The 20114-nt window shown below is 62.8% G+C and carries 26 protein-coding genes; 12 read left to right on the top strand and 14 right to left on the bottom strand.

All coding sequences use genetic code 11. From position 1 onward, the window contains the following. Positions 1 to 14: 14 nt before the first annotated feature. Complete coding sequence (locus tag OCV80_RS02380) at positions 15 to 602, bottom strand: NUDIX hydrolase (RefSeq protein ID WP_197714231.1); 588 nt, start codon at positions 600 to 602, stop codon at positions 15 to 17. A gap of 318 nt (positions 603 to 920) precedes the next feature. Between OCV80_RS02380 and spo0A the strand changes: the two genes are divergently transcribed. After that, a complete protein-coding gene (gene spo0A, locus OCV80_RS02385) occupies positions 921 to 1682 on the top strand; it encodes a sporulation transcription factor Spo0A (RefSeq protein WP_021750842.1) in 762 nt (253 codons plus the stop codon). A gap of 50 nt (positions 1683 to 1732) precedes the next feature. On the opposite strand, the gene OCV80_RS02390 is transcribed toward spo0A, so the two are convergent. Then, positions 1733 to 3139, bottom strand: coding sequence for a DUF2812 domain-containing protein (locus OCV80_RS02390; RefSeq protein WP_119311557.1), 1407 nt, complete (start codon positions 3137 to 3139; stop codon positions 1733 to 1735). Continuing rightward, positions 3136 to 3462: a PadR family transcriptional regulator gene (locus OCV80_RS02395; protein ID WP_021750839.1), complete on the bottom strand. Its 327-nt coding sequence runs from the start codon at positions 3460 to 3462 to the stop codon at positions 3136 to 3138. The genes OCV80_RS02390 and OCV80_RS02395 overlap by 4 nt, the downstream gene beginning before the upstream one ends. A gap of 244 nt (positions 3463 to 3706) precedes the next feature. Here OCV80_RS02395 and OCV80_RS02400 point away from each other — a divergent pair, with 244 nt between their 5' ends. The 3 genes from OCV80_RS02400 (at position 3707) to OCV80_RS02410 (ending at position 5624) form a co-directional block, all read left to right on the top strand. After that, on the top strand, positions 3707 to 3886 hold the full coding sequence (locus tag OCV80_RS02400) for a hypothetical protein (protein ID WP_021750837.1): 180 nt from the start codon (positions 3707 to 3709) through the stop codon (positions 3884 to 3886). Positions 3887 to 4061: 175 nt separating this feature from the next. Then, positions 4062 to 4319: a TIGR03905 family TSCPD domain-containing protein gene (locus OCV80_RS02405; protein WP_021750836.1), complete on the top strand. Its 258-nt coding sequence runs from the start codon at positions 4062 to 4064 to the stop codon at positions 4317 to 4319. Between the two features lie 165 nt (positions 4320 to 4484). Further along, on the top strand, positions 4485 to 5624 hold the full coding sequence (locus tag OCV80_RS02410; RefSeq protein ID WP_021750835.1) for a glycosyltransferase: 1140 nt from the start codon (positions 4485 to 4487) through the stop codon (positions 5622 to 5624). A gap of 84 nt (positions 5625 to 5708) precedes the next feature. On the opposite strand, the gene OCV80_RS02415 is transcribed toward OCV80_RS02410, so the two are convergent. The 3 genes from OCV80_RS02415 to OCV80_RS02425 all read right to left on the bottom strand — a co-directional run bounded on the left by OCV80_RS02415 (position 5709) and on the right by OCV80_RS02425 (position 6977). Further along, positions 5709 to 6077 carry a DUF4180 domain-containing protein gene (locus OCV80_RS02415; RefSeq protein WP_025545301.1) on the bottom strand — a complete coding sequence of 123 codons (369 nt, stop codon included), beginning with the start codon at positions 6075 to 6077 and terminating at the stop codon, positions 5709 to 5711. A gap of 62 nt (positions 6078 to 6139) precedes the next feature. Beyond that, positions 6140 to 6808: a nitroreductase family protein gene (locus OCV80_RS02420; RefSeq protein ID WP_267288164.1), complete on the bottom strand. Its 669-nt coding sequence runs from the start codon at positions 6806 to 6808 to the stop codon at positions 6140 to 6142. Positions 6809 to 6836: 28 nt separating this feature from the next. Next, positions 6837 to 6977 (bottom strand): hypothetical protein, encoded by a 141-nt coding sequence (locus OCV80_RS02425; protein ID WP_158629707.1) that lies wholly within the window; start codon positions 6975 to 6977, stop codon positions 6837 to 6839. Between the two features lie 394 nt (positions 6978 to 7371). On the opposite strand from OCV80_RS02425, the gene OCV80_RS02430 reads away from it, so the two are divergent. The 3 genes from OCV80_RS02430 (at position 7372) to OCV80_RS02440 (ending at position 8954) form a co-directional block, all read left to right on the top strand. Continuing rightward, the gene (locus tag OCV80_RS02430) at positions 7372 to 7812 is read left to right on the top strand and encodes a cell wall hydrolase (RefSeq protein WP_021750831.1); all 441 of its coding nucleotides are present in this window, start codon (positions 7372 to 7374) and stop codon (positions 7810 to 7812) included. Between the two features lie 12 nt (positions 7813 to 7824). Beyond that, positions 7825 to 8370, top strand: coding sequence for a hypothetical protein (locus tag OCV80_RS02435; protein ID WP_119311555.1), 546 nt, complete (start codon positions 7825 to 7827; stop codon positions 8368 to 8370). 71 nt (positions 8371 to 8441) lie between these two features. Beyond that, positions 8442 to 8954, top strand: coding sequence for a nitroreductase family protein (locus OCV80_RS02440; protein WP_025545193.1), 513 nt, complete (start codon positions 8442 to 8444; stop codon positions 8952 to 8954). A gap of 169 nt (positions 8955 to 9123) precedes the next feature. On the opposite strand, the gene OCV80_RS02445 is transcribed toward OCV80_RS02440, so the two are convergent. Continuing rightward, entirely contained in the window at positions 9124 to 10488 is a 1365-nt protein-coding gene (locus OCV80_RS02445) for a D-alanyl-D-alanine carboxypeptidase family protein (protein ID WP_021749178.1), read from the bottom strand. Positions 10489 to 10606: 118 nt separating this feature from the next. Between OCV80_RS02445 and OCV80_RS02450 the strand changes: the two genes are divergently transcribed. The 4 genes from OCV80_RS02450 to OCV80_RS02465 are packed head-to-tail and all read left to right on the top strand — an operon-like array spanning position 10607 to position 13991. Then, positions 10607 to 11011: a ComEA family DNA-binding protein gene (locus OCV80_RS02450; RefSeq protein WP_021749177.1), complete on the top strand. Its 405-nt coding sequence runs from the start codon at positions 10607 to 10609 to the stop codon at positions 11009 to 11011. After that, positions 10992 to 11669: a response regulator transcription factor gene (locus OCV80_RS02455; RefSeq protein ID WP_021749176.1), complete on the top strand. Its 678-nt coding sequence runs from the start codon at positions 10992 to 10994 to the stop codon at positions 11667 to 11669. Before OCV80_RS02450 ends, OCV80_RS02455 begins: the two co-directional genes overlap by 20 nt. Further along, positions 11647 to 13083 (top strand): sensor histidine kinase, encoded by a 1437-nt coding sequence (locus OCV80_RS02460; protein WP_021749175.1) that lies wholly within the window; start codon positions 11647 to 11649, stop codon positions 13081 to 13083. The genes OCV80_RS02455 and OCV80_RS02460 overlap by 23 nt, the downstream gene beginning before the upstream one ends. After that, positions 13080 to 13991, top strand: a complete 912-nt coding sequence (locus OCV80_RS02465) for a GerMN domain-containing protein (protein ID WP_025545191.1) — start codon at positions 13080 to 13082, stop codon at positions 13989 to 13991. The genes OCV80_RS02460 and OCV80_RS02465 overlap by 4 nt, the downstream gene beginning before the upstream one ends. Before the next feature lie 20 nt (positions 13992 to 14011). Here OCV80_RS02465 and OCV80_RS02470 read toward each other — a convergent pair whose 3' ends face one another. Next, positions 14012 to 14533, bottom strand: a complete 522-nt coding sequence (locus OCV80_RS02470; RefSeq protein ID WP_036630223.1) for a spore maturation protein — start codon at positions 14531 to 14533, stop codon at positions 14012 to 14014. Further along, complete coding sequence (locus OCV80_RS02475) at positions 14530 to 15114, bottom strand: nucleoside recognition domain-containing protein (protein ID WP_036630220.1); 585 nt, start codon at positions 15112 to 15114, stop codon at positions 14530 to 14532. The genes OCV80_RS02470 and OCV80_RS02475 overlap by 4 nt, the downstream gene beginning before the upstream one ends. Before the next feature lie 192 nt (positions 15115 to 15306). Between OCV80_RS02475 and OCV80_RS02480 the strand changes: the two genes are divergently transcribed. Beyond that, on the top strand, positions 15307 to 15549 hold the full coding sequence (locus tag OCV80_RS02480; protein ID WP_021749170.1) for an AbrB/MazE/SpoVT family DNA-binding domain-containing protein: 243 nt from the start codon (positions 15307 to 15309) through the stop codon (positions 15547 to 15549). A 79-nt stretch (positions 15550 to 15628) separates the two neighbouring features. Here OCV80_RS02480 and rsmI read toward each other — a convergent pair whose 3' ends face one another. From rsmI to OCV80_RS02505, 5 genes are all read right to left on the bottom strand, one after another. Continuing rightward, on the bottom strand, positions 15629 to 16462 hold the full coding sequence (rsmI, locus tag OCV80_RS02485; RefSeq protein WP_119311554.1) for a 16S rRNA (cytidine(1402)-2'-O)-methyltransferase: 834 nt from the start codon (positions 16460 to 16462) through the stop codon (positions 15629 to 15631). After that, positions 16459 to 17193 (bottom strand): tRNA1(Val) (adenine(37)-N6)-methyltransferase, encoded by a 735-nt coding sequence (locus OCV80_RS02490; RefSeq protein ID WP_119311553.1) that lies wholly within the window; start codon positions 17191 to 17193, stop codon positions 16459 to 16461. The genes rsmI and OCV80_RS02490 overlap by 4 nt, the downstream gene beginning before the upstream one ends. Before the next feature lie 349 nt (positions 17194 to 17542). Further along, entirely contained in the window at positions 17543 to 18397 is an 855-nt protein-coding gene (locus tag OCV80_RS02495; RefSeq protein ID WP_119311552.1) for a TraX family protein, read from the bottom strand. Further along, entirely contained in the window at positions 18394 to 19662 is a 1269-nt protein-coding gene (locus OCV80_RS02500) for a S41 family peptidase (protein ID WP_021749165.1), read from the bottom strand. Before OCV80_RS02500 ends, OCV80_RS02495 begins: the two co-directional genes overlap by 4 nt. A gap of 199 nt (positions 19663 to 19861) precedes the next feature. Then, positions 19862 to 20035: a DUF362 domain-containing protein gene (locus OCV80_RS02505; RefSeq protein WP_025544307.1), complete on the bottom strand. Its 174-nt coding sequence runs from the start codon at positions 20033 to 20035 to the stop codon at positions 19862 to 19864. Positions 20036 to 20114 lie beyond the last annotated feature (79 nt).

The following is a 20114-nucleotide window of genomic DNA, read 5'->3' on the forward strand; positions in this document are numbered from 1 at the left end:
GAGCTGCAGAGGTGTTACATCCCCTGTTCCCCGGAGAACAGCGCCAGCTTGGCGTTGAGCTTCCTGTAAATGCGCTCCCGGAACCAGGGCTCCGACGAGGCGGCCACCGCCTCCTCCAGACCGAACCAGGCCACAGCGCTGTTCTCATCCGGCTTCCGGCGCACGGGGGCCGCCGGGTCTGCCTCCAGCAGGTAGGTCACATTCAGATGCAGGTGGGAGGAGACGTAGGCGCCCCGCTTCTCGTGGCCGTCCACAGTGAGGATTTCCAGAGAGTAAATGTGGGGCGATACCGGACGCACCGCCGTGAGTCCGCTCTCCTCCCGGACTTCCCGCATGGATACCGCCAGCAGATCCCGGTCCCCGTCCGCGTGGCCGCCCAGCCAGGACCAGGAGTCGTAGAGGTTGTGGTACGCCATCAGCACCTGTGTCAGGTCCGGGCTCACCACCCAGGCGGAGGCCGTCAGGTGCCCGGCAGCGTTGTCCCGGGTGTAAAGCGCCTCGCCGCTCCGCAGCCGCCGCAGCAGTTCCGCCCGGTCCCGTTCCTCCTGGTCATTCCAGGGGCGATACGCTTCTAATTCCTCCAGCAGCGTCACATGTCTCATCCTTTCTCTTGAGATGGCTCCATTGTACCACGGCCCCGTCCAAAAGGGAAGCCACTGCTGCCGGGAGACTCTGCACCCCTTGCGGCACAATGAGTTAGGAGGCGCGGCGCAGAAAGTGTCGAATGATTCTTGGAAGTTATTTACAGTTTCTTGTTGCAAATCGTGTCCGTTTATGCTACTTTATAGAAAACGCGATTTGAAGCTTCATGAATCCGTCGTAAACAGGAGCGCCCACTTTTTTCCGGCAGGGAGAGGGGGCCTGCTCTGAAGCATTTGTGCCTGGTAAACGAAAATTGTGGAAAGAGGACAGGGGAAGACATGGACATCAGAAGAACTGTATTGCTGGCAGATGCCAATGAGGAATTCCGCACCCTTGTGCGGAAGATCATAGACGAGACAGAGGAGTTTTCGGTGGTGGGGTCTGTGGGAGACGGGACGGAGGCCCTGCGCCTGGCGCGTGAGGAAGCGCCGGACCTGATTCTGATGGATGTGGTCCTGCCGGGGCTGGACGGCTTCGGCGTACTCAAGCAGCTGCGGGAGCAGGAGGGGAAGGTCCCCAAGGTTATCCTAATCTCCGCCTTCTGCAGCGACAGCGTGGTGTCGGAGGCTGTGGATCTGGGAGCCAGCTACTTTTTGACAAAGCCCGTGGAGGAGAACGCCCTGCTGGATCGGATGCGGGCGCTGTTCAGCCGGGGTGCCCCGGTGGAGGAACACCCGGCGGAGCTGAAGAATCTGGTGACCTCTGTTATCCATGAGATCGGTGTGCCCGCCCACATCAAGGGCTATCAGTACCTGCGGGAGGCCATCATGATCGCCGTGGACGACATGGATGTGATCAACGCCGTCACCAAGGTGCTGTATCCGGAGGTGGCCAAGCGGTTTTCCACCACGCCCTCCCGCGTGGAGCGGGCCATCCGCCACGCCATCGAGGTGGCCTGGGACCGGGGCGATCTGGAGACGCTGCAGAAGTATTTCGGCTACACCGTCTCCAATGCCAAGGGCAAGCCCACCAACAGCGAGTTCATCGCCATGATCGCCGACCGCCTGGTGCTGGAGCAGCGGAAGGACCGGAGAGCGTAAGAAAACAGACAGAAAACCAGCCGGGAGAGGGTATCCTCTCCCGGCTGTTGTCAGGCGTACAGGAGCTTTTCTCCGATGACAGCCATCTGGTCTGCCGTCAAGCGCCAGTCCCAGGGCAGCTTGACCTCTGCCATCCGGTCCGGCCAGCACAGCAGGAATTGGTTCACCGGCTCTGCACCGGAGTACCGCTGGAAAACCTCCTCCGCACCCCAGGGGGCGGCAGTCACGGTGAGGTACTCCTCCCAATACTCCATGGGCAGCTGATCGTTGTCCCGCTCCACCCACTGGATGAAATCACGCTTGCACAGGCCATAGAGGAAAGGAAGCTTCACCGTGACGATCTCATAGCGCAGCTCCGGCAGGTCTCCGTCCCCCAGCCGGGCGTCCTGCCGGTACTCCCCGTGGGCGGCCAAGGGGGACCACTCCACATCCGCCTCCGTGGACCAGCCGTCATAGTCGATATCGATCAGGTCCTCCACCCGCAGGGGGATGGGATCGGCGTAGACGGACCAAGTCATGCCGTGGGCGGTGTAGGTCTCCACCGGCGGATGGTCCTCCAACCAGCCGGAACCGGCATTGCGTATCATGAGGGCGAACAGACCTGTTGTCCCGCCCGCAAACATGGCGATGCAGATTCCTACGATTACCAGGAGGTTGGCCCAGGGCGGGCACCGCAGCCGTTGGAGAGCCTTCCGGGCGGCGTTGGCCAGAAAATAGACCAGTGCGAAAAACAATACCATCCCGATGGTCAGTATGACCATCCCGGTGGACCGGCTTATGGAGGCAAACAAGCCTGCAATCAGGAGTCCGGACCACATCAACACCAGAATGCCAAGTCCCCGGGCACTCCGCAGGTCCGGCAGGGGCAGCCCCGCCTCGACGGCGGCCTCGGCCCGCCACTGCCAGCGGCGGTAGAGCAGCAGGCTTGCCAGCGTCAGCACCAGCAGGGGCAGGTAGGCTGTGGCCGCCAGTAGGGCAGTGGGACTGGCCAGGGTGTCCACGGGATCCGTCCAAATCTGGTAGCATTGAAACGCCACTTCCAGCAGACAGAGGAGCAGCAGCGCCAGGTAATTGCGTATCATGGGCTTTCCAATGCTCCGTCGGATGTTCTCCAGCTCCGCCGCCGGGTCGGTGTCGATGGGAACGGCCGCCGGATCCTCGCTGTAAAACACTTGTACCTGGTCGGAGCTGGCCGCCCGGTGCCACCCGGCTTGGGCGCAGTAGTCCTGAAAGGTGTCCAGCCCCGCCGCCGGAGCGGGAGAGAACCGCCCGGCCCCGGCGAAAAAGGTGACGGCGAACCGGAGCTGCTTCGGCTCTGTCCGCCGGTAGTGCCAGGACCAGGTCCCCAGCCGGTCCAGCATCCAGCCCCTGGCGGCCATGTCTGCCAGATGGTCTGTGACCCGCTTCCGGTCCAAAAAGCTGTACAGGGGCATCCACTCCCGCTTTGTGTGCTTCATGGGGCGCCTCCTTCCGATTCCATCAGCCGTTCATAATCCGCCGTCAGCTGCCGCAGCCGCCGGGCCTCTGCCTCCAGGGCTTCCCGCCCAGTGGGGGTGAGCACATAGCTCCGCTTCCGGCCCTCCACCTTCGTCTCCCGGATGTACCCAGCCTGCAAAAACTGCTCCAGCAGGTTGTACAGCGTCCCCGGGCCCACCGCCACCCGGCTGCCCGTGGCCTCTGCGACCCAGGCCATCACGTCGGCGCCGCACCGCTCCTGCCGCAGGCACAGGAGAATGTAGAACATCTGCTCGGTCAGGGTCTGAAATTTTCCCCGGGCCATGGCGCTGCCGCCTCCTATTATCGAATATCGTTATTGCTTTGAGACCACTATATCATCGAATATCGATATTGTCAAGCCGGGATTCTTTAACCCGCCTGCAGTCTCTTTTCGAGATAACTGATGATGACGCAAACGCTGCCACCTTCGCCAGGCGGCCTTGATCCGGATCAGATGATCTGATAAAAAATACAGGTTTCCCGGACGGGCAAGACCCATTCGGCGGATTGGGGAGGAGGCAAATTACATGCAGATATACTGGTGGTTTCTGATTCCTGCTTTTTTCCTTCTGATCTTTTCGGACCGGATAGACAGAGCCGTCAAGGCAAATAGAAAGCTCAGAAAAGCAATGTTGGTAATACTGGCTTTGTGCAGCGGCCTGCTGCTGGTATCTATCATGGCTGTGCTTGCATCGCGCTTTGCCTGAAATCCGAAACGGCAGGAATGGACCCTGACAGTTGGGGAACGGAAAGGAACCGCCGCATGTTCCGCTGAAATGACGGAGGATTCCCCCCCTTCTTCAAATTGTGCCGCCTCTTGCCATTCCCGGCGGGATGTGATATCCTAAACGGGCAATATCATGAAAAGAGGAGATTTCGACCATGACGTATACGTTCCGTCCCCGGGGCGTCTGCTCCCAGGAGATGCGCGTGGAGGTGGATGACGCCGGCATCATCCAGAAGATGGAGGTCCTGGGCGGCTGCAGCGGCAACCTCCAGGGGATTTCCGCCCTGGTGGTGGGGATGCCTGCCCAGGAGGCGATCCACCGTTTGAAGGGCATCCGCTGCGGTGCCAAGAGCACCTCCTGCCCAGACCAGTTCGCCTGCGGGCTGGAGTCCGCCCTGGCCAAACAGAAATAAGCCTGAGACAGGCCCTGCGGCACCTGCCGCGGGGCCTGTTGTTCAGAGTCCGTTCAGAGATCCCGCAGACGACGAAATTCCCTGGACAAGCGATAAAAAACATGGTAAACTAAACCGTTAGCGGCGGAAGCGCCGCCAAACCAAAGAAAGACGGTTCAGACGTTTATGAAGATCGTTTTGGTCATCGACCAGTTTGACGACGCGAACAACGGCACCACCATCAGCGCACGGCGTTTTGCCCAGGCGCTGAAGAACCACGGCAACGAGGTGCGGGTCATCGCCACCGGCAAGCCCGCGGACTACAAGTACGCCGTGCGGCAGATGAGGTTCTTTCCAGTGGTGGAGCATCTCATCACCAGCCAGGGGATGCGGCTGGCCATCCCCAACCGCCATGTGTTTGAAAAGGCGGCGGCCTGGGCGGACGTGGTGCATTTCATGATGCCGTCGCCCCTGGGCATCATGGGCCTGAAGCATGTGGAAAAGCTGGGCATCCCTCACACGGCGGCCTTCCACTGCCAGCCGGAGAACATCACCTTCACCCTGCACATGGGCAACAGCAGGCGCGTCAACGACTTTGTATACAACCGCTTCCGGGATACGTTCTTCAACCGGTTCACCCACATCCACTGCCCCAGCAATATGATCGCGAACCAGCTCCGCCAACATGGCTACACCGCCCGGCTCCACGTGATCTCCAACGGCATCAGCCCGGAGTACATCTACGGCAAGCGGGAAAAGGAACCCTGGATGCAGGGCCTCTTCAATGTGCTGATGGTGGGCCGCTACGCCGGGGAAAAGCGTCAGGATGAGCTGATCGACGCCTGCGCCAAGTCCCGCCACGCCCGGGAGATCCAGGTGATCCTGGCGGGAAAGGGTCCGCTGGAGAAAAAATACCGCCGTCTGGCGGAGAAGCTCCCCAATCCCATCGTCATGGAGTTCTATGAGCCTGCCCGCCTGCTGGAGATCCTCCACATGGCGGATCTGTACGTCCACACCTCCGACGCGGAGATCGAGGCTATGAGCTGTATGGAGGCATTTGCCTGTGGCTTGGTGCCGGTGATCGCCGATTCCCCCCGGTCCGCCACGCCCCAGTTCGCCCTGGATGAGCGGAGCCTGTTCCCGGCCGGGGACACAGACGCGCTGGCCCAGCGGATCGACTGGTGGATCGAGCACCCGGAGGAGCGGCAGGCAATGGAGCGCCGCTATGCCGAACACGCCAGACAGTACTCTCTGGAGGAGTCCATCCGCCAGACGGAGGAGATGTTCCGTCAGGCCATTGCGGAGCAGCGGGGGGCGAAAGCCTAAGCGCCCGGAAAACCGAACACGCAGAAGAACCAAAGGGACGGCAGCGAAATCGCTGCCGTCCCTTTTGCGCCGCCGCGGGGCTGCTCACTCCGCGTCCGTCAGCCGCTGGACGGCCTCCTTCATGGTGGACACGAAAAAGAAGTCTTTGCCATGATTGGACTCGCGGATAAAGTCCCGCAGCGGCTTGCTGGCGTAGTGGGAGTAGTCGCCGTAAATGGCGGCCTTGAACCGGTAGTTCATCAGCTTCTGCAGGATGTCTCCCGCCACGCCGGTGCTGAGAATGAAAAAGTCGCTGCACACCAGGCGCTTGTCGATGGCCAGCCTGGACGCGCCGGTCTCATACCGGACGGACATGGCCAGGTCCAGGGCCGCACCCGCGTCCGTGATCTGCACCTTCCCGCCGGAGAGCACTGCGATGGCGCCCCGCGGGGCTTGTATGGTTTCGATATTCATCAAAATCCTCCTGACAGGGGCGGAAGGCCCGGAGGCTGCCGGAAGACCGGCTCCCTGTCCTGTCAGGGAGCCCAGCGGAACTGCGCGGTCCCCGCCCCGATTTCAAAATGGTATTTGGCAATGCCCAGGTCCACCTTGGTGTAAAAGCCGGTTCCGGCTTTCGCGGCCACGCTGCCGCCTTGAAGCGTGAAGGTAAATTTCTGCTGGTTCATGGCTGTGGGCGCTAGCAGTGCCGCCCGCACGCCCCGCTGGAACCAGTCCGGCACAGGGGAATCCGCCTTGGACACCTCTTCCGGCTGCTTGACCGGGTGCCCGGCGCCCTGGGTGGTGCCGTAGCCCACCGCGATCACCAGGCAGAGCTTCTCGCCCGGGGCGATCTGAAAGGCGGTCTTGACCTTGCTGTACGTCATGGCGACCCAGCAGGTGTTGAGACCCAGCTGCTGGGCCCGCAGTACGATCTTCTCCCCGTAGTACCCGCAGGCTTCCTCCAGGTTCGGGGACTTCTTTCCGATCAGCGCGATGTAGTTTTTTACGCCGGAGAACTTCCCGTAGTGGGCCGGAAGCCCTCCGAATCCCCTGGGCTCATCCAGAACAAGCTGGATGTGAAGCCCGCTCTCCCGGTTGCACTGGGCGATGCACGCCAGCAGTGCTTCTCTCGCCTCCGGCGCGATGGGCCGGTCCTCGTAGGAGCGGACCGCATGCCGGTGCTCCATGGCCTCGAACAAATCCATAACTGTATTCCTCCTGTGATAGCCGCAGTCAATCCTCGCCGCTCTTGTCCGGAGCGTTTCTCAGGATCTGCAGAATGTCCGCGAACAGGCGCGCTACGTTTTCGATCCCACTGTCCTGCAGGGCCAGATAGTAGAAGACGCGAGTCGCTTCTTTTCGGGCTTTTATCACGCCTGTCTCCCGCAGAACCTGCAGGCGGGGGAGACAACAGGACGCGCAGCAGGTCCTGCCGCGTCTTGCCGCCAAAGGCGGTGAATCGGTTCCGGCACGGCTGGAACTCCCTCCGCAGATGTGCGGGATCTTGAGGCGTATTTTCCATGCCGCGGCCGCCTGACTCGTTCGCTGAGAATCCAGTATACCACATTCCGGCTGGACCGGTCCATCCGGAAAAAATCGAGACCGACTTTTTCGCTGGGAGACTCCCCCCTTCACGGGACCGGGAGGCTGCCGCTGACACCTTCTGCAGTCCCTGTGCATATCCTGAGGGTGAAACGTCCGGGCCAGGCGGTCTGCCGGACCGGCGTTTGGTACGTATGGCAGGCCCCGACAGAGGAGTGATCGACCAATGGCTTATTCCGACCGGGAGCTGCTGGCGCGCCTGATCCAGTGCGAGGCGGGCGGAGAGGGTGAAGACGGCATGAAGGCGGTGGCCGGTGTTGTAATGAACCGGGTCCACGCCAAGGGCGGGGAGTATGCCCGGGTCGGGCAGGGCAGCATCCGCAATATCATCTTTCAGCCCTATCAGTTCGTCTGCGCCAGCGAGACGGAGGGCGGCGCCTACAACCCCCAGAATATCTACAACATGAGACCCGAACAGATCCACTATGACATCGCCGACTGGGCCATCGCGGGCAACCGCCTGCCGGATGTGGCGGATTCCCTGTGGTTTTACAACCCCTTCGGCCCCACCTGCCGGTCCTTCTTTCCCTCGAAGGTGGGATACTGGCAGACCCGGATCGGCGACCACTGCTTCTATAATCCCACAGACGCGTATTATCAGACTTGAGAGGTGTTGGAAATGGCACACTATCAGAATATCTACAACGGCGGAAACGGGGCGCCTCCTGTGGCGCAGGTCGCGCCCAGAATGACGGACTGGTCCGGTGAAGTCACACCCATGCCCGCCGACCCGCCCATGCCGGAGGCGCCCGGCCGCACCGTCACCAGTGCCGGCCGCCCTATGGACCGCCTGAACGCCGCGGAGGAGCAGGGCGGCCAGTCTATGGGGTCCCTGGACATGCGGAACCACCTGCCCAGCGAGGTCATCACGGACCCCATCTCCATGGAGGAAGCCTACCGGGGATCTTTGAAGGCCATGCTGAAGAAAAACGTGGGCAACTACGTGGTGGCCACCTTCCTGGTGGGCACCCAGAGCACCACCTCCTGGGAGGGGATTCTGTACGATGTGGGCAACGACTATATGACCATCTACCAGGAGGGCCGGGACCGCTACATCGTCTCGGACATTTATTCCCTGAAATTCATCGAGTTCTACGACACCCGCTGCCGGGACATCTGCGACGAGGTCCTCCGCAGCGGCTGGATGCCCAACCAGGGGATGTGAGAAAAACAGTTGCGGCGGCCGCGGGGATGTGCTAAAATCAGGTATCTCTACATCAGAAAGGAAGCATCCCCATGGATTTTGCGAAACTGGCCGCGGAGCGCTATTCTCTGCGGAAATTCAGCGACCGCCCCGTGGAGGCGGAGAAGCTCTCCGCCGTGCTGGAGGCCGGCCGCAATGCCCCCACTGCCCATAACCTCCAGCCCCAGCGCATCTTTGTGCTCCAGAGCTCGGAGGCGCTGGAAAAGGTGGACGGCTGCACCGGCGCTCACTTCCATCCGCCGGTGATGCTGCTGGTGGCATACGACCCGGAGGCCGCCTGGAAGCGGGAGGACGACGGCAAGAACCACGGCGAGATTGACGCGGCTATCGCCGTCACCCAGATGATGCTCCAGGCCGCGGACCTGGGCCTCGGCACCACCTATGTGGGCATGTTCGACCCGGAGAAGCTCCACGCCGCATTCCCGGAGCTGGCGGGGCTGACACCCATCGCCCTGCTGCCTATGGGCTATCCGGCGGAGGGCGCCCATCCCTCCCGCCTGCACACGGACCGCAAGCCCCTGGAAGAGCTGGTGCGGTATCTGTGACAATAAGGGATCTAGAATCAGGGGCGCACGCCGTGCGCCCCTGAATTCTATTCCGGATTTTCTGGAAAGAGTGAAGAGCAGAGCGGGAGGATTCCGTATCTCAACAGCTGCGCTTTGTGCCTCTCTCTGTAAAAAGGCCCTGGGGATGCTGCCCCAGGGCCCTTTTGTGTCAATGCCGCCTCCGGCCCCGGTAGCCGCCCCCGCGGCGGCGGGGTACGCTACGGCCGTACCGGTAGCGCCGGCGGCCTACCGTCAGCTTCCAGACGATCAGCGCCGCCGCCAGCACCAGCAACGCGATGCCAACCACCTTCACCGCGGTGGAACTGAAGAAGTTCCGCACGTTCCGCCAAAACAGCAGCAGGCCGGAGGCCTCCACATCATGGGAGGCCAGCAGGTCCACCGTGGTCAACACCTCTCCCTCCAGAGAGAGGGAGAGAGTGCCAAGCACCTGCCCCTCGGTGACCGGAGCGTCCACAGGACTCTCCAGGTCCAGCGTCCGCTCCAGAGAGGCGGGATCAGTGCCCTTGGGCAGCAACAGCTCCACATCCGCCGCCGGATGGACGGACACATGGTCCACCTTGGACAGCGCCACGCTGACCTCCTTCACCAGCTCAGCCTCCTCCAGCACCGTCTGATAGGAGAAGTTCTCAAAACCCCAGTCGAAGAGACGGGAGGTCTCGGAAAAGCTCTGGACCTGGGTGCCGCCGCTGGGCAAGGTCACGGATTCGGCCCCCAGCACCACGCTGATGAAGGAGAGGCTGCCCTCCGCGGCAGTGGATACCAGGCAGTGGCCGGCATCGGAGGTGGAGCCGGTCTTGACGCCGTGGGCCCGGCTGTCCAGATATCCCAAGGCCCGCCAGTTGGAGATCAGGTAGTTGGTGGAGTGGAGCACCCGCTCCTCGCTGAGATTGGTGGCGGGGATGGTGGCGCTCTTCATATCGCAGATCCGCAGGAAGTCGTCATGCTTCAGGGCCTCCGCTGTGATGAGGTACAAGTCCCAGGCGGAGGTGTAGTGCTGGCTGTCATGCAGGCCGGTGGTGTTGACGAAGTGGGTGTTCTCACACCCCAGAGCCGCAGCCTTTTCATTCATGGCGCCCACGAAGGCGTCCACGCTGCCGCTGACCTGCTCCGCCAGAATGTTGCACGCCTCGTTGGCGGAGACGATCAGCATACACTCCAGCAGCTGCTCCACCGTCAGCACCTCCCCGGCCCGGATGCCGGCGGTGCTGCCATCCGCCGCCAGCCCCTCCAGGGCGCTCTCCGTAACAGTGATTGGCTGGTCCATGGACAGCTGCCCGCTGTCCACTGCCTCCAGCGTCAGCAGAGCGGTCATGATCTTGGTGAGACTGGCGGGATAGAGCTCCTCGTGCTCGTTCTTTCCATAGACCATGCGGCCGGTGTTGGCGTCCACCAGCAGGGCAGCCTTGGCCTGGATGGCGGGGTCAGGCACCTCTGCGGCGGAGGCAGGACCTGTCAGCAGGGAGACCGCCAGGATCAGCAGCAAAAAAACAGAGAAAAAGCGGTGTGTTTTCATATCAAACTCCTACCATCTGTGGTATAATCAACTTGCATCGCGCGGCAGCGGCGGCGAAAAGCGCCGCGGTTCGACATTTCAATTCATAGTATATCAAAAAACGGGTGGGAGTTCAACAGTGAGTGGACGGGGAAGGCCGACAAAAAGTGAGATCATTCTGCTGGGGTTGACGGCGGTGTTCCTGTGCGCCCTGGCGGGCCTGTCTCTTCGGGATCGGCAGGATCGCGTCCCGGGCGTAGTCATCGAGACAGAGGCGGAGGTCCCCCGGGAGGAGATCGCCCCGGACTTCCCGCCGGTGGATCTGAACACCGCCACGGCGGAGGAGCTGGACACGCTGCCCGGCATCGGGGAGAGCCTGGCCCGCCGGATCATCGCGTACCGGGAGGCCAACGGCCCCTTCGGGAGCATTGAGGAGATCATGGAGGTGAGCGGGATCGGAGAGGCGAAATTCGCCGAGCTGGAGGACCGCGTCACTGTGGACAACGGCAAAGGAGAGGTGACAAATGAGGATTCTGGTGGTTGATGACGAAAAGCTGCTGGTCAAAGGCGTGAAATTCAATCTGGAGAACGAGGGGTACGAGGTGGAGTGTGCCTATGACGGTGCCTCCGCCGTGGAGCTGGCCCGCAACGGCCGCTTCGATCTCATCATTCTGGATGTGATGATGCCGGAGCTGGACGGGCAGGAGGCATGTATGCGGATCCGGGAGTTCTCCAATGTGCCCATCATCATGCTCACCGCCAAGAGCGAGGACGCGGACAAGCTGATGGGCTTTGAGTGCGGAGCGGATGACTATGTTACAAAACCCTTCAACATTCTGGAGCTGAAGGCCCGGGTTCGGGCGCTGCTGCGGCGGGCCGCCGGCACGCAGCGGAACCGGGGCGCCGTCCTGACCGCGGGGGACTTGTCCCTGAACACGGAGGAGCGGGTGGCCATCCGGGATGGAAAGACCGTGGATCTGACCGCCAAGGAGTACGATCTGATCGAGCTGCTGATGCGCAATCCCCGGCGGGTGTACAGCCGGGAGAATCTGATGAACGTGGTGTGGGGCTATGCCTACGCCGGGGACTACCGGACGGTGGATGTCCACATCCGCCGCCTGCGGGAGAAGCTGGAGAAGAACCCGGCGGAGCCGGAGTATATTATGACCAAGTGGGGAGTTGGATACTATTTCAAAGGATAAGGGCAGGATCTGGGACAGCCTGCAGTTCAAGTTCGGCCTGAGCTATATCCTGATTATCGCGGGCGTGCTGCTGCTGCTGAACACCTATCCGCTGCGGGTATCGCAGGATCTGGTGTTCCGCTCCAAGGCAACCACGCTCCAGAGCAGCGTGTCCGTGATGGTCTACTCCCTGTCCGGCCTGGACCGGCTGACCGAGGAGAATGTGTCCCAGGCCATGGCGGTGGTGGAGGAGACGGGCCTCAGCCGCATCCTGGTGACGGACAGTGCGGGCAAGGTCCTCTACGATACCCGGGAGACCAACGACGCCCTGGGGGAGTACAGCTTCTACACAGAGATCGTCCAGGCCCTGCTGGGGAACGACGTGTTCTCCAGCAGCTACCGGGACGGGGCCTTCCGCAGCCGGGCGGCCTCGCCGGTGCTGTACCAGAACCAGATCATCGGCGCCGTATACGCATACGAGTATGACACGGAGCAGGCCGCTCTGCTGGAGGGGCTGCAGGGCAATCTATTGCGGCTCTCCGCCGGCATCGCGGTGGTGGTGCTGTGTCTCAGCGGCCTGCTGTCCCGGGCGCTGACCCGGAAGATCGGCCAGCTGCTCACCGCCATCCGGGAGGTGCGGGAGGGCGCTTACAGCCACCGGGCGGAGGTGCCCGGACGCGACGAGATCGCCCAGCTGGCCCAGGAGTTCAACAGCTTGACGGACCGCCTCCAGACTACGGAGAACGCCCGCCGCCGCTTTGTGTCCGACGCCTCCCACGAGCTGAAAACGCCCCTGGCGGCCATCCGGCTGCTGACGGACTCCATCCTCCAGACGGAGAACATCGACCGGGAGACGGCCCGGGAATTTGTCACAGACATCGGGCAGGAGGCGGAGCGCCTCTCCCGTATCACAGAGGATCTGCTCCGCCTGACCCGGCTGGACAGCAACGTGCTGGAGCGGCCGGTGGTAGTGGACGCGCTGCCGGTGCTGGAGCAGGTGATGCGGATGATGAGCCTGGTGGCCCAGGAGAAGGGAACGGAACTGACCTATCGGGCGGAGGGGACCTGTACGATGCTGGCCACCCGGGATGAGATCCACCAGATCATCTATAATCTGACGGACAACGCCGTGAAGTACACGCCGCCGGGCAGCACGGTCCAGGTCTCCCTGTTTCGGGAGGGGGATCAGGTGGTGCTGACGGTGGAGGACAACGGCGCCGGCATCCCGGAAGAGGACCTGCCCCGGATCTTTGAGCGGTTCTATCGGGTGGACAAGGCACGGTCCCGCGCTGCCGGCGGCACGGGTCTGGGATTGGCCATCGTCAGGGACACGGTGGAAAAGCGGGGCGGCACTGTGGAGGCGGCCAACCGTCCTGGAGGCGGCGCAGTTTTCACCGTCCGCTGGCCCTGGCGGGAAGGAGGCGGCCAGACATGAAAAAGCGATGGATTGCCGTGCTGCTGTGCGCCGCCCTTCTGGCGGCCTTCGGCTGGGGACAGCCCCGCATTTCCGGCGAGGGCGAGACATACGACCTCTATTTCCTGGAGGCGGATCTGTCCGACGCCCCTGGCGGCGATGCCCTGCGGGCGGAGCCGCTGTACATCGAGTCGGGCGAGGTGCGGGACACCCGGGAGCTGGCGGAGTATCTGGTGACGGAGCTGCTGGCGGGACCGGAGGACGCCGCCCTCACCAGCGCCATTCCAGAGGAGACTACCCTGCTGTCCCTGGAGCTGGATGGTACCCGGGCCAAGGTGGACCTCTCCTCCCGCTACCGGCTGCTCTCCGGCGTGGCGCTGGCCTTGGCAGACTATGCCATCACCCTGACGCTGACCCAGCTGCCGGAGATCTCCGCTGTCAGCGTGACGGTCCGGGGCCAGCCGCTGGCCTACCGGGACCGGCAGATCTTCACAGCCAGGGATGTCCTGTTTTCCAGCAACGAGGATGTGATCGACACGCTGAACGCCACCCTGTACTTTCTGGATGAGACCGGCGGCCTGACGCCGGTGGAGATGACACTGGACCTGTACGAGGGGGACACGCAGGCCGGGGCCGTGGTCAAGGCCCTGCTGGAGGGGACGGAGGAAAAGGACTGGCTCTCCGCCATTCCGGAGGGATTCCAGGTGACTTCCGTCCGGCTGGAAGAGAGCACGTGCTATGTAGACCTGCCCACGGCGGCTCTGCCGGGTCTGCCGGAGGAGGCGGATCTGTCCCTGGCCCTCCGGGCACTGGCGGACTCCCTGCTGTCCCTGCGGGCAGTGGAAGAGGTGCGGTATCTGGTGGACGGTGAGTTCGCCTCCGCCTACGGCGGCGCCGCTGTGCTGGAGCCTTATCTCAGCGCAGCTTGACGGCGCGGGACGCCGCCCCATCAGGCGCCGAAGAACAGCCGCACCGCGAAGGCGGAGGCCAGAAACCCCGTCAGGTCCGCGGCCAGGGCTGCCGGGACCGTGTGCCGGGTGCGGATGATCCCGGCAGAGCCGAAGTACACGGCGATGGTGTAGAATGTGGTTTCCGTGCTGCCCAGCATCACGGCGGCCACCCGGCCGATGTAGCTGTCGGGGCCGTAGGTGGCGATGAGGTCCGAGCCGACTGCCAGGGCGCCGCTGCCGGATACGGGGCGCACCAGCATCAGCGGCGTGGTCTCCGGCGGAATGCCCAGAAACTCCAGCGCCGGGGCGCAGAGGCCCGTGAGCCACTCCAGGGCGCCGGAAGCCCGGAACATGGCCACGGCGGTCAGCAGTCCCACCAGGGCAGGCAGGACCTTCAGCAGGACCGTGAGCCCCTCTTCGGCCCCGTGGGTCAGGGCGCCGTAGACATCCACCCGCTTCCCCATGCCGTAGAGGGCCACCCCGGCCAGCAGTACGGGGATCACCAGAGAACTGAGATTCAACGCCGGCACCTCCCCACGGCGGCCAGGAATTTGGCCGTCAGAACGCCAACCACCACCGACAGGGCCGAGGCCAGCCACACCGCCGGCAGGATGTCGAAGGGAGACTGGGCTCCACTGGCGCTGCGGACGGAGGCGATGGTGGCGGGCAGCAGCTGGATGGAAGCGGTATTCAGCACCACCAGCAGGCACAGTTCGTCGCTGGCGGTGCCGCTGCAGCCGCGGGCCATCCGTCGGGCCGCCTGGATCCCGAGGGGCGTGGCGGCGTTGCCCAGTCCCAGCAGATTGGCGGACACGTTGGCGGAGAGTGCCGCCAACGTTTTTTCATCCCGGCTGGCCTGGGGCATCAGTCGCCGCAGAATGGGCCGGAAGGCCCGGGCCAATCCGGCAGAGAGGCCGCAGACATTCATGATTTCCATGACGCCGCTCCACAGGCACAGAATGCCGGCCATGGAGACACTGAGCTCCACGGCGGAGGCGGCGCCGTCCATAGCTGCGTCGGCCACGGCGTCCAGATTCCCGGTGAACAGGCCGAAGACCAGGGACAGCACCACCATCCCGGTCCAGATCCAGGTCATTGCCATTGTCATTCCCCCTGTGTTTGTGACGGATACCCAGTTGCCTCACAAAAAATATAGAGAGGACAACTGAGATTTCAAAAAAGCAAATTGGTAAATTCACTTTATTTTTGGAATCAAATTGACAAAATGCGACCGTCTGTGATATGTTCTTATAAATGGATAGTTAGGACATATTGCTGAAAAAGGAGATACATCGTGAAATCAACGGGAATTGTCAGAAAGGTGGATGAACTGGGACGGATCGTGCTCCCTATCGAGATGCGCCGGACGCTGGATATCGGCGAGAAGGATGCATTGGAAATCTATGTGGAAGGCTCGTCCGTCATTCTGAAAAAATACAAGCCCAGCTGCGTTTTCTGCGACGCCACCAAAGACATCACGGTATTCAAGGGGAAGAATATCTGCCCCAAGTGCCTGAAAGAATTGAAAGAGCTGTGAGCGCCCTGTGCGCTGAAAACATGACGCCCATGCGGAGTTCTCCGCATGGGCGTCTTCTGCGCTGCATGTCCTGCGCGGGTCATGACCGCTCCAGGGCCGCGGCGTACAGCTCGTTTTTGGAAAGACCCGTGTGGGCCGATACCTCCCGGGCGGCATCTTTCAGCCGGATTCCCTGGGCCACCAGCCGCAGGACTTGCTCTGTCCCCTCCTCCAGCGTGACGGCGGCGGTCTCCCGGGGCGGGCTGCCCGCCACCACCAGCACGTATTCTCCCTTGGGGGTGTTTTCCTGGTAATAGGCCGCCGCTTCTCCCAGGGTGGTGCGCACAGTCTCCTCGTGGAGCTTCGTCAGCTCCCGGCACAGGGCCACCCGCCGGTCCGGGCCGAAGGTCTCCCGCAGGTCCTCCAGCGTGGCGCGCAGCTTGTGGGGCGCCTCGTGGAAGATCATGGTCCGCTCCTCGTTTTTCAGAGAGTCCAGCCGTTCCCGGCGGCTTTTCTTGTTGACGGTGATGAAGCCCTCAAAGGTGAACCGCCCCGTGGGCAGGCCGCTGACCGCCAGGGCATTCACTGCCGCGCAGCAGCCGGGGATGGAGAGCACCTCCACCCCATTTTCGGCACATAGCCGCACCAGATCCTCTCCGGGATCGGAGATGGCCGGTGTACCGGCGTCCGTCACCAGAGCGCAGGACTCCCCAGCCAGCAGCCGCTGCAGGATGGCCTGGCCCGCAGCGGCATGGTTGTGTTCGTGGTAGCTCACCAGGGGCTTTTTGATCTGAAAGTGATTCAACAGCTTCACAGAGACCCGGGTGTCCTCCGCGGCGATGAAGTCCACGGCTCCCAGCGTCTCCGCTGCCCGGGGAGAGAAGTCCCCCAGGTTGCCGATGGGCGTGGCCACCAGATACAGCGTACCGCTCATGCGTTCGTCTCCTTTGTTCGGAAATAGGCGTTGTCCAGCTCCGCCGTGGGGCGGCCGGTCCCGTCCTCCAGGCAGAGGGGGGCGGCGATGTCCAGCCCGGGCCGTCCGCCCCGGCGGGCCTCCAACAGCAGCAGGGAAGGGGCGTCCCCCGCCCGGCGGCAGACGAGGCGCAGCCGCTTGGGCTCCAGTCCCCGGGCCCGGAGGGCGCAGCACAGGTCCGCCAGCCGCTCCGGCTTGTGGACCAGGCAGAAGCTCCCGCCCCACCGCAGCAGCCAGGCTGCTGCGGTGCAGATATCCTCCAGGGTGCAGCCAGTCTCGGACCGGGCAGCCCGGAGGGCCTCAGTCTCCGGCAGCCTGCCGGACCCGGCGGGATAGTAGGGGGGGTTGCACACCACCAAGTCAAAGCCACCGGCGGGCAGCAGGCCGCGGATCTTTCGTAGGTCTCCCCGGCGGAAGATCAGGCGGTCTGCCAGGCCGTTCCGGGCGGCGGCCTGCTCCGCCAAGCGGACGGCGTCCAGCAGCAGCTCCACACCGGTGACGGACAGTGCCCGCTGGCGCTGGAACAGCAGAAGGCCCAGCAGTCCGGTGCCGCTGCCCAGGTCGCACACCCGAAGCCCCGGCTTCAGCCGGGGAAAGCTGCCCAGCAGAAAGGAGTCGGTACTGGGCTGGAACAGGCCGTCATCGCAGACGAAGGAGAGTCCGCCGGGGCAGAGGAGTTCCCAGTGCTGCAAGTCGATCCCCCCATTGGATGATGTCTATATTCATATTATAATGGAAGATCATCATTCTTGCAATGGGGGGCACGGTTCAAAAGAAAAGGCCGCTTGGGCGCGCTCCGGTGCAGTGGCCCTCCGCGCGACGATCGGTGCAAGCGCCGATTTGGTCTGGCCTTTGGGCCTTTTGCGATTCCTGTAGTTGCTGCCCCGTGGCGGATCGTGCGGACGGCGCGGAGCGGCCACTGCATGTTCTCTCCTTCTCTTTTTGCTGCCGCTGGCCCGGTGGGTGATGGAAGTTTCTGCAGCAGGCCGATGCTCTCATCGCCCGCCGGTCCAGGCCCCTGCGGGTCGTGAGGGCCGAGACTTACAGCACGGCCCGGAGCCAGCCCAGGACCAGCAGGTGGAGGGGGTAGAACATATAAAAGAACCACTTGGAAAAACCGCCGCTGGTTCCGTGCCGGCCTGTGTAGCGGGAGAGGAGCAGCAGCGGCAGAAACGCCCCCACGTACTCGACGGAGTAGGCGTAGAGCTCCCAGTCGATCTGGAAGACATGGTCGTAAAACAGTCCGAAAAACGGGTGGATCAGCAGGGAGAGCACCCCCATGTCCAGCATGACCACCATGCAGTAGGCAAACGCCTGGTGCTTCCAACTGCCATAATAATAGTCGAACACCAGGATAATCACCACGCCTGTGTAGCCCCAGTCCGCCGGGACAGACAGGATGAACAGGAGCAAAATCAGCAGGACCTTCCAGGCAGAGCAGAGGCGCGGGCTCCTGCGGATGCGGACCGCCAGAACGCCCAGAAAAATGGTATAGATGACATTGGGGCGCATCAGCTGGATGGCGGCCAGATCGCCGCCGAAGTGGAAGTACAGAAAGGGAAACCAGCTGACCAGCGCGAAAACAGCCAGGCGGAGCAGATACCGGTTGAGGTTTCTGGTGTGGTGACAGCCCTCCACGGCGGCAAAGAACATGGTGGGGCCGGTGATTTTTCCGATGGAATGCAGGAGAATCGCCAACAGGGTGCCGTCGGGGACAAAGGCGAAGGCGATATGGTCGATCACCATGGCCGCCACCGCCACGGCCTTCAGATGATTGAGGGAGAGCCCGCCCCGGGACCGCTCCAGGCATTCAGCGGACGGGGGAGGGCAGGCGGGCAGCCCCTGTGGCGTTCCTCCGGAAAGGCCGCGGCTTTCCTCCAGACAGTGGTCGGTCATGCGACTCCCTCCATGGCCCGCAGGGCCGTCACCAGAGCCGGTTCCCCGGCAGGGGAGAGAATGTCCGGCGTGGTGCCCGTTTCCTCACTGCTGGAGCCGTCACCGTTCAGGCCGAACATCATGGTGAACTGCACCAGGATGCCGCTGTTGGGCAGCTGCAGGAAGACTGGATCCAGAGCCCCGATGCCGTCGCCGCCGGTGGGACTGCCCACCAGGGTGGCGAAGCCTGTCTCCTGGCAGAACACGGCGAAGGACTCGCTGGCGGAGTAGACCGCTGGCCCCACCAGCACCCAGATGCGGCCGTGGAAGGGGGCCCGCTCTGCCGCTGGCTCCACAGAGAGGGTGCTCTCCACAAAGTGGGTGGCGGCCTGGATTCCGTCCCGCTCCAGCTTGGGCAGATCCGGCAGGTCCGCGATGGGGTGCAGCTCCTCCGGGGAGAACACCTCCTGGATATAGGGGCGGTTGTTGCCGCTCTCCGCCAGCAGGGCATAGTTGGTGCAGGAGAGGGGACGGTCCGTCAGGGGCGCCGCCAGCAGCTGCTGCCAGTAGACCTCGCTTCCGCCGGAGTTGTCCGTCAGGTCGATGATGAGATCCGTGCAGTCCGCCGCCTGGCGGTAGAAGTCCGTCAGGGCCGCCCGGTCTGTGGCGTAGCTGTCCTCATATTCCGCCGGGAAGCTGTCGATCTTCACATACCCCACGTCTCCGCCGGGCAGGAGCAGGGTGTGGAGGTTCGCGGCAGGCTCCTCCGAATCGGCTGAATTGACCGTGCCGTCCTCTTCGCCGTAGGCATCCAGCAGCGTCTGGAGTCTTTCATAGCCCCGGACGGTCACCGGGTCCGTCAGCACCTCCCGCCAGTGCTCCCGGTCCTGGATGCCGCCGTCCTCATAGGCCTCACAGTAGGCGCGGTACATATCCGGCTCCACGATCCAGAGGTGGCCGTACGTCCCCAGGCGGAACAGTGTGCTGTAAACAGCGGAATAGAATACCTCGTCGCTGTCGCTTTCCTGGATCATCTCCCGGTATGCCTGGAAGATGGCCGCCGACGGGTCCTCCGGGTTGTCCCGGTCTCGGACACCCATGCAGAGATAGCTGTCCCCCAGTGTCTGGACCAGGTAGTCGTAGTCCTCCAGCCGCTGTTCCTGGGTCAAGCCAAGCAAGTGGTCCATGGAGGGGACCTCAGATTCCGGCCCTCCCAGGGCACCGCATCCCGCCAGCAGACAGGGCAGCACCGCTGCTGCCAGCAGCTTCTTCCAAGCGTGTTTCATCGTGTGTCTCCTTTCAAATCGGCTGTCCCCAATATTACGGGAGTAAAGGGCCTCTTTCTTCACTCCAGCGGGGAACACCGGCAGGATAACACCAATTTCTTACAACTCTATGGAGAAATCTCTTACAGATTTCTTACAGTTGCCGAAACGACAAAAAGGTCCGCGAGCTTTGGCTCGCGGACCTTTTATGTATCCTCGATTACTCCTCGGGGACGATGGCGCCGTTGGGGCAGGTGTCGCTGCAGGAACCGCAGTCCAGGCAAGCGGCAGCATCGATGACGTACTGGTCATCACCCTGGCTGATAGCACCGGCGGGGCAAGCGTCCGCGCAGGAGCCACAGCTCACGCAGGCAGAAGTGATTTTGTAAGCCATGGGAAGCACCTCCATCAGAATTGTACCCCTATTGTAGCATACAAATTAAAAAAAGCAAGTACCAGCCGTTCAAATTCTA

Source organism: Oscillibacter acetigenes, assembly GCF_025567605.1.
GTDB classification, from domain to species: Bacteria; Bacillota; Clostridia; order Oscillospirales; family Oscillospiraceae; genus Oscillibacter; species Oscillibacter welbionis.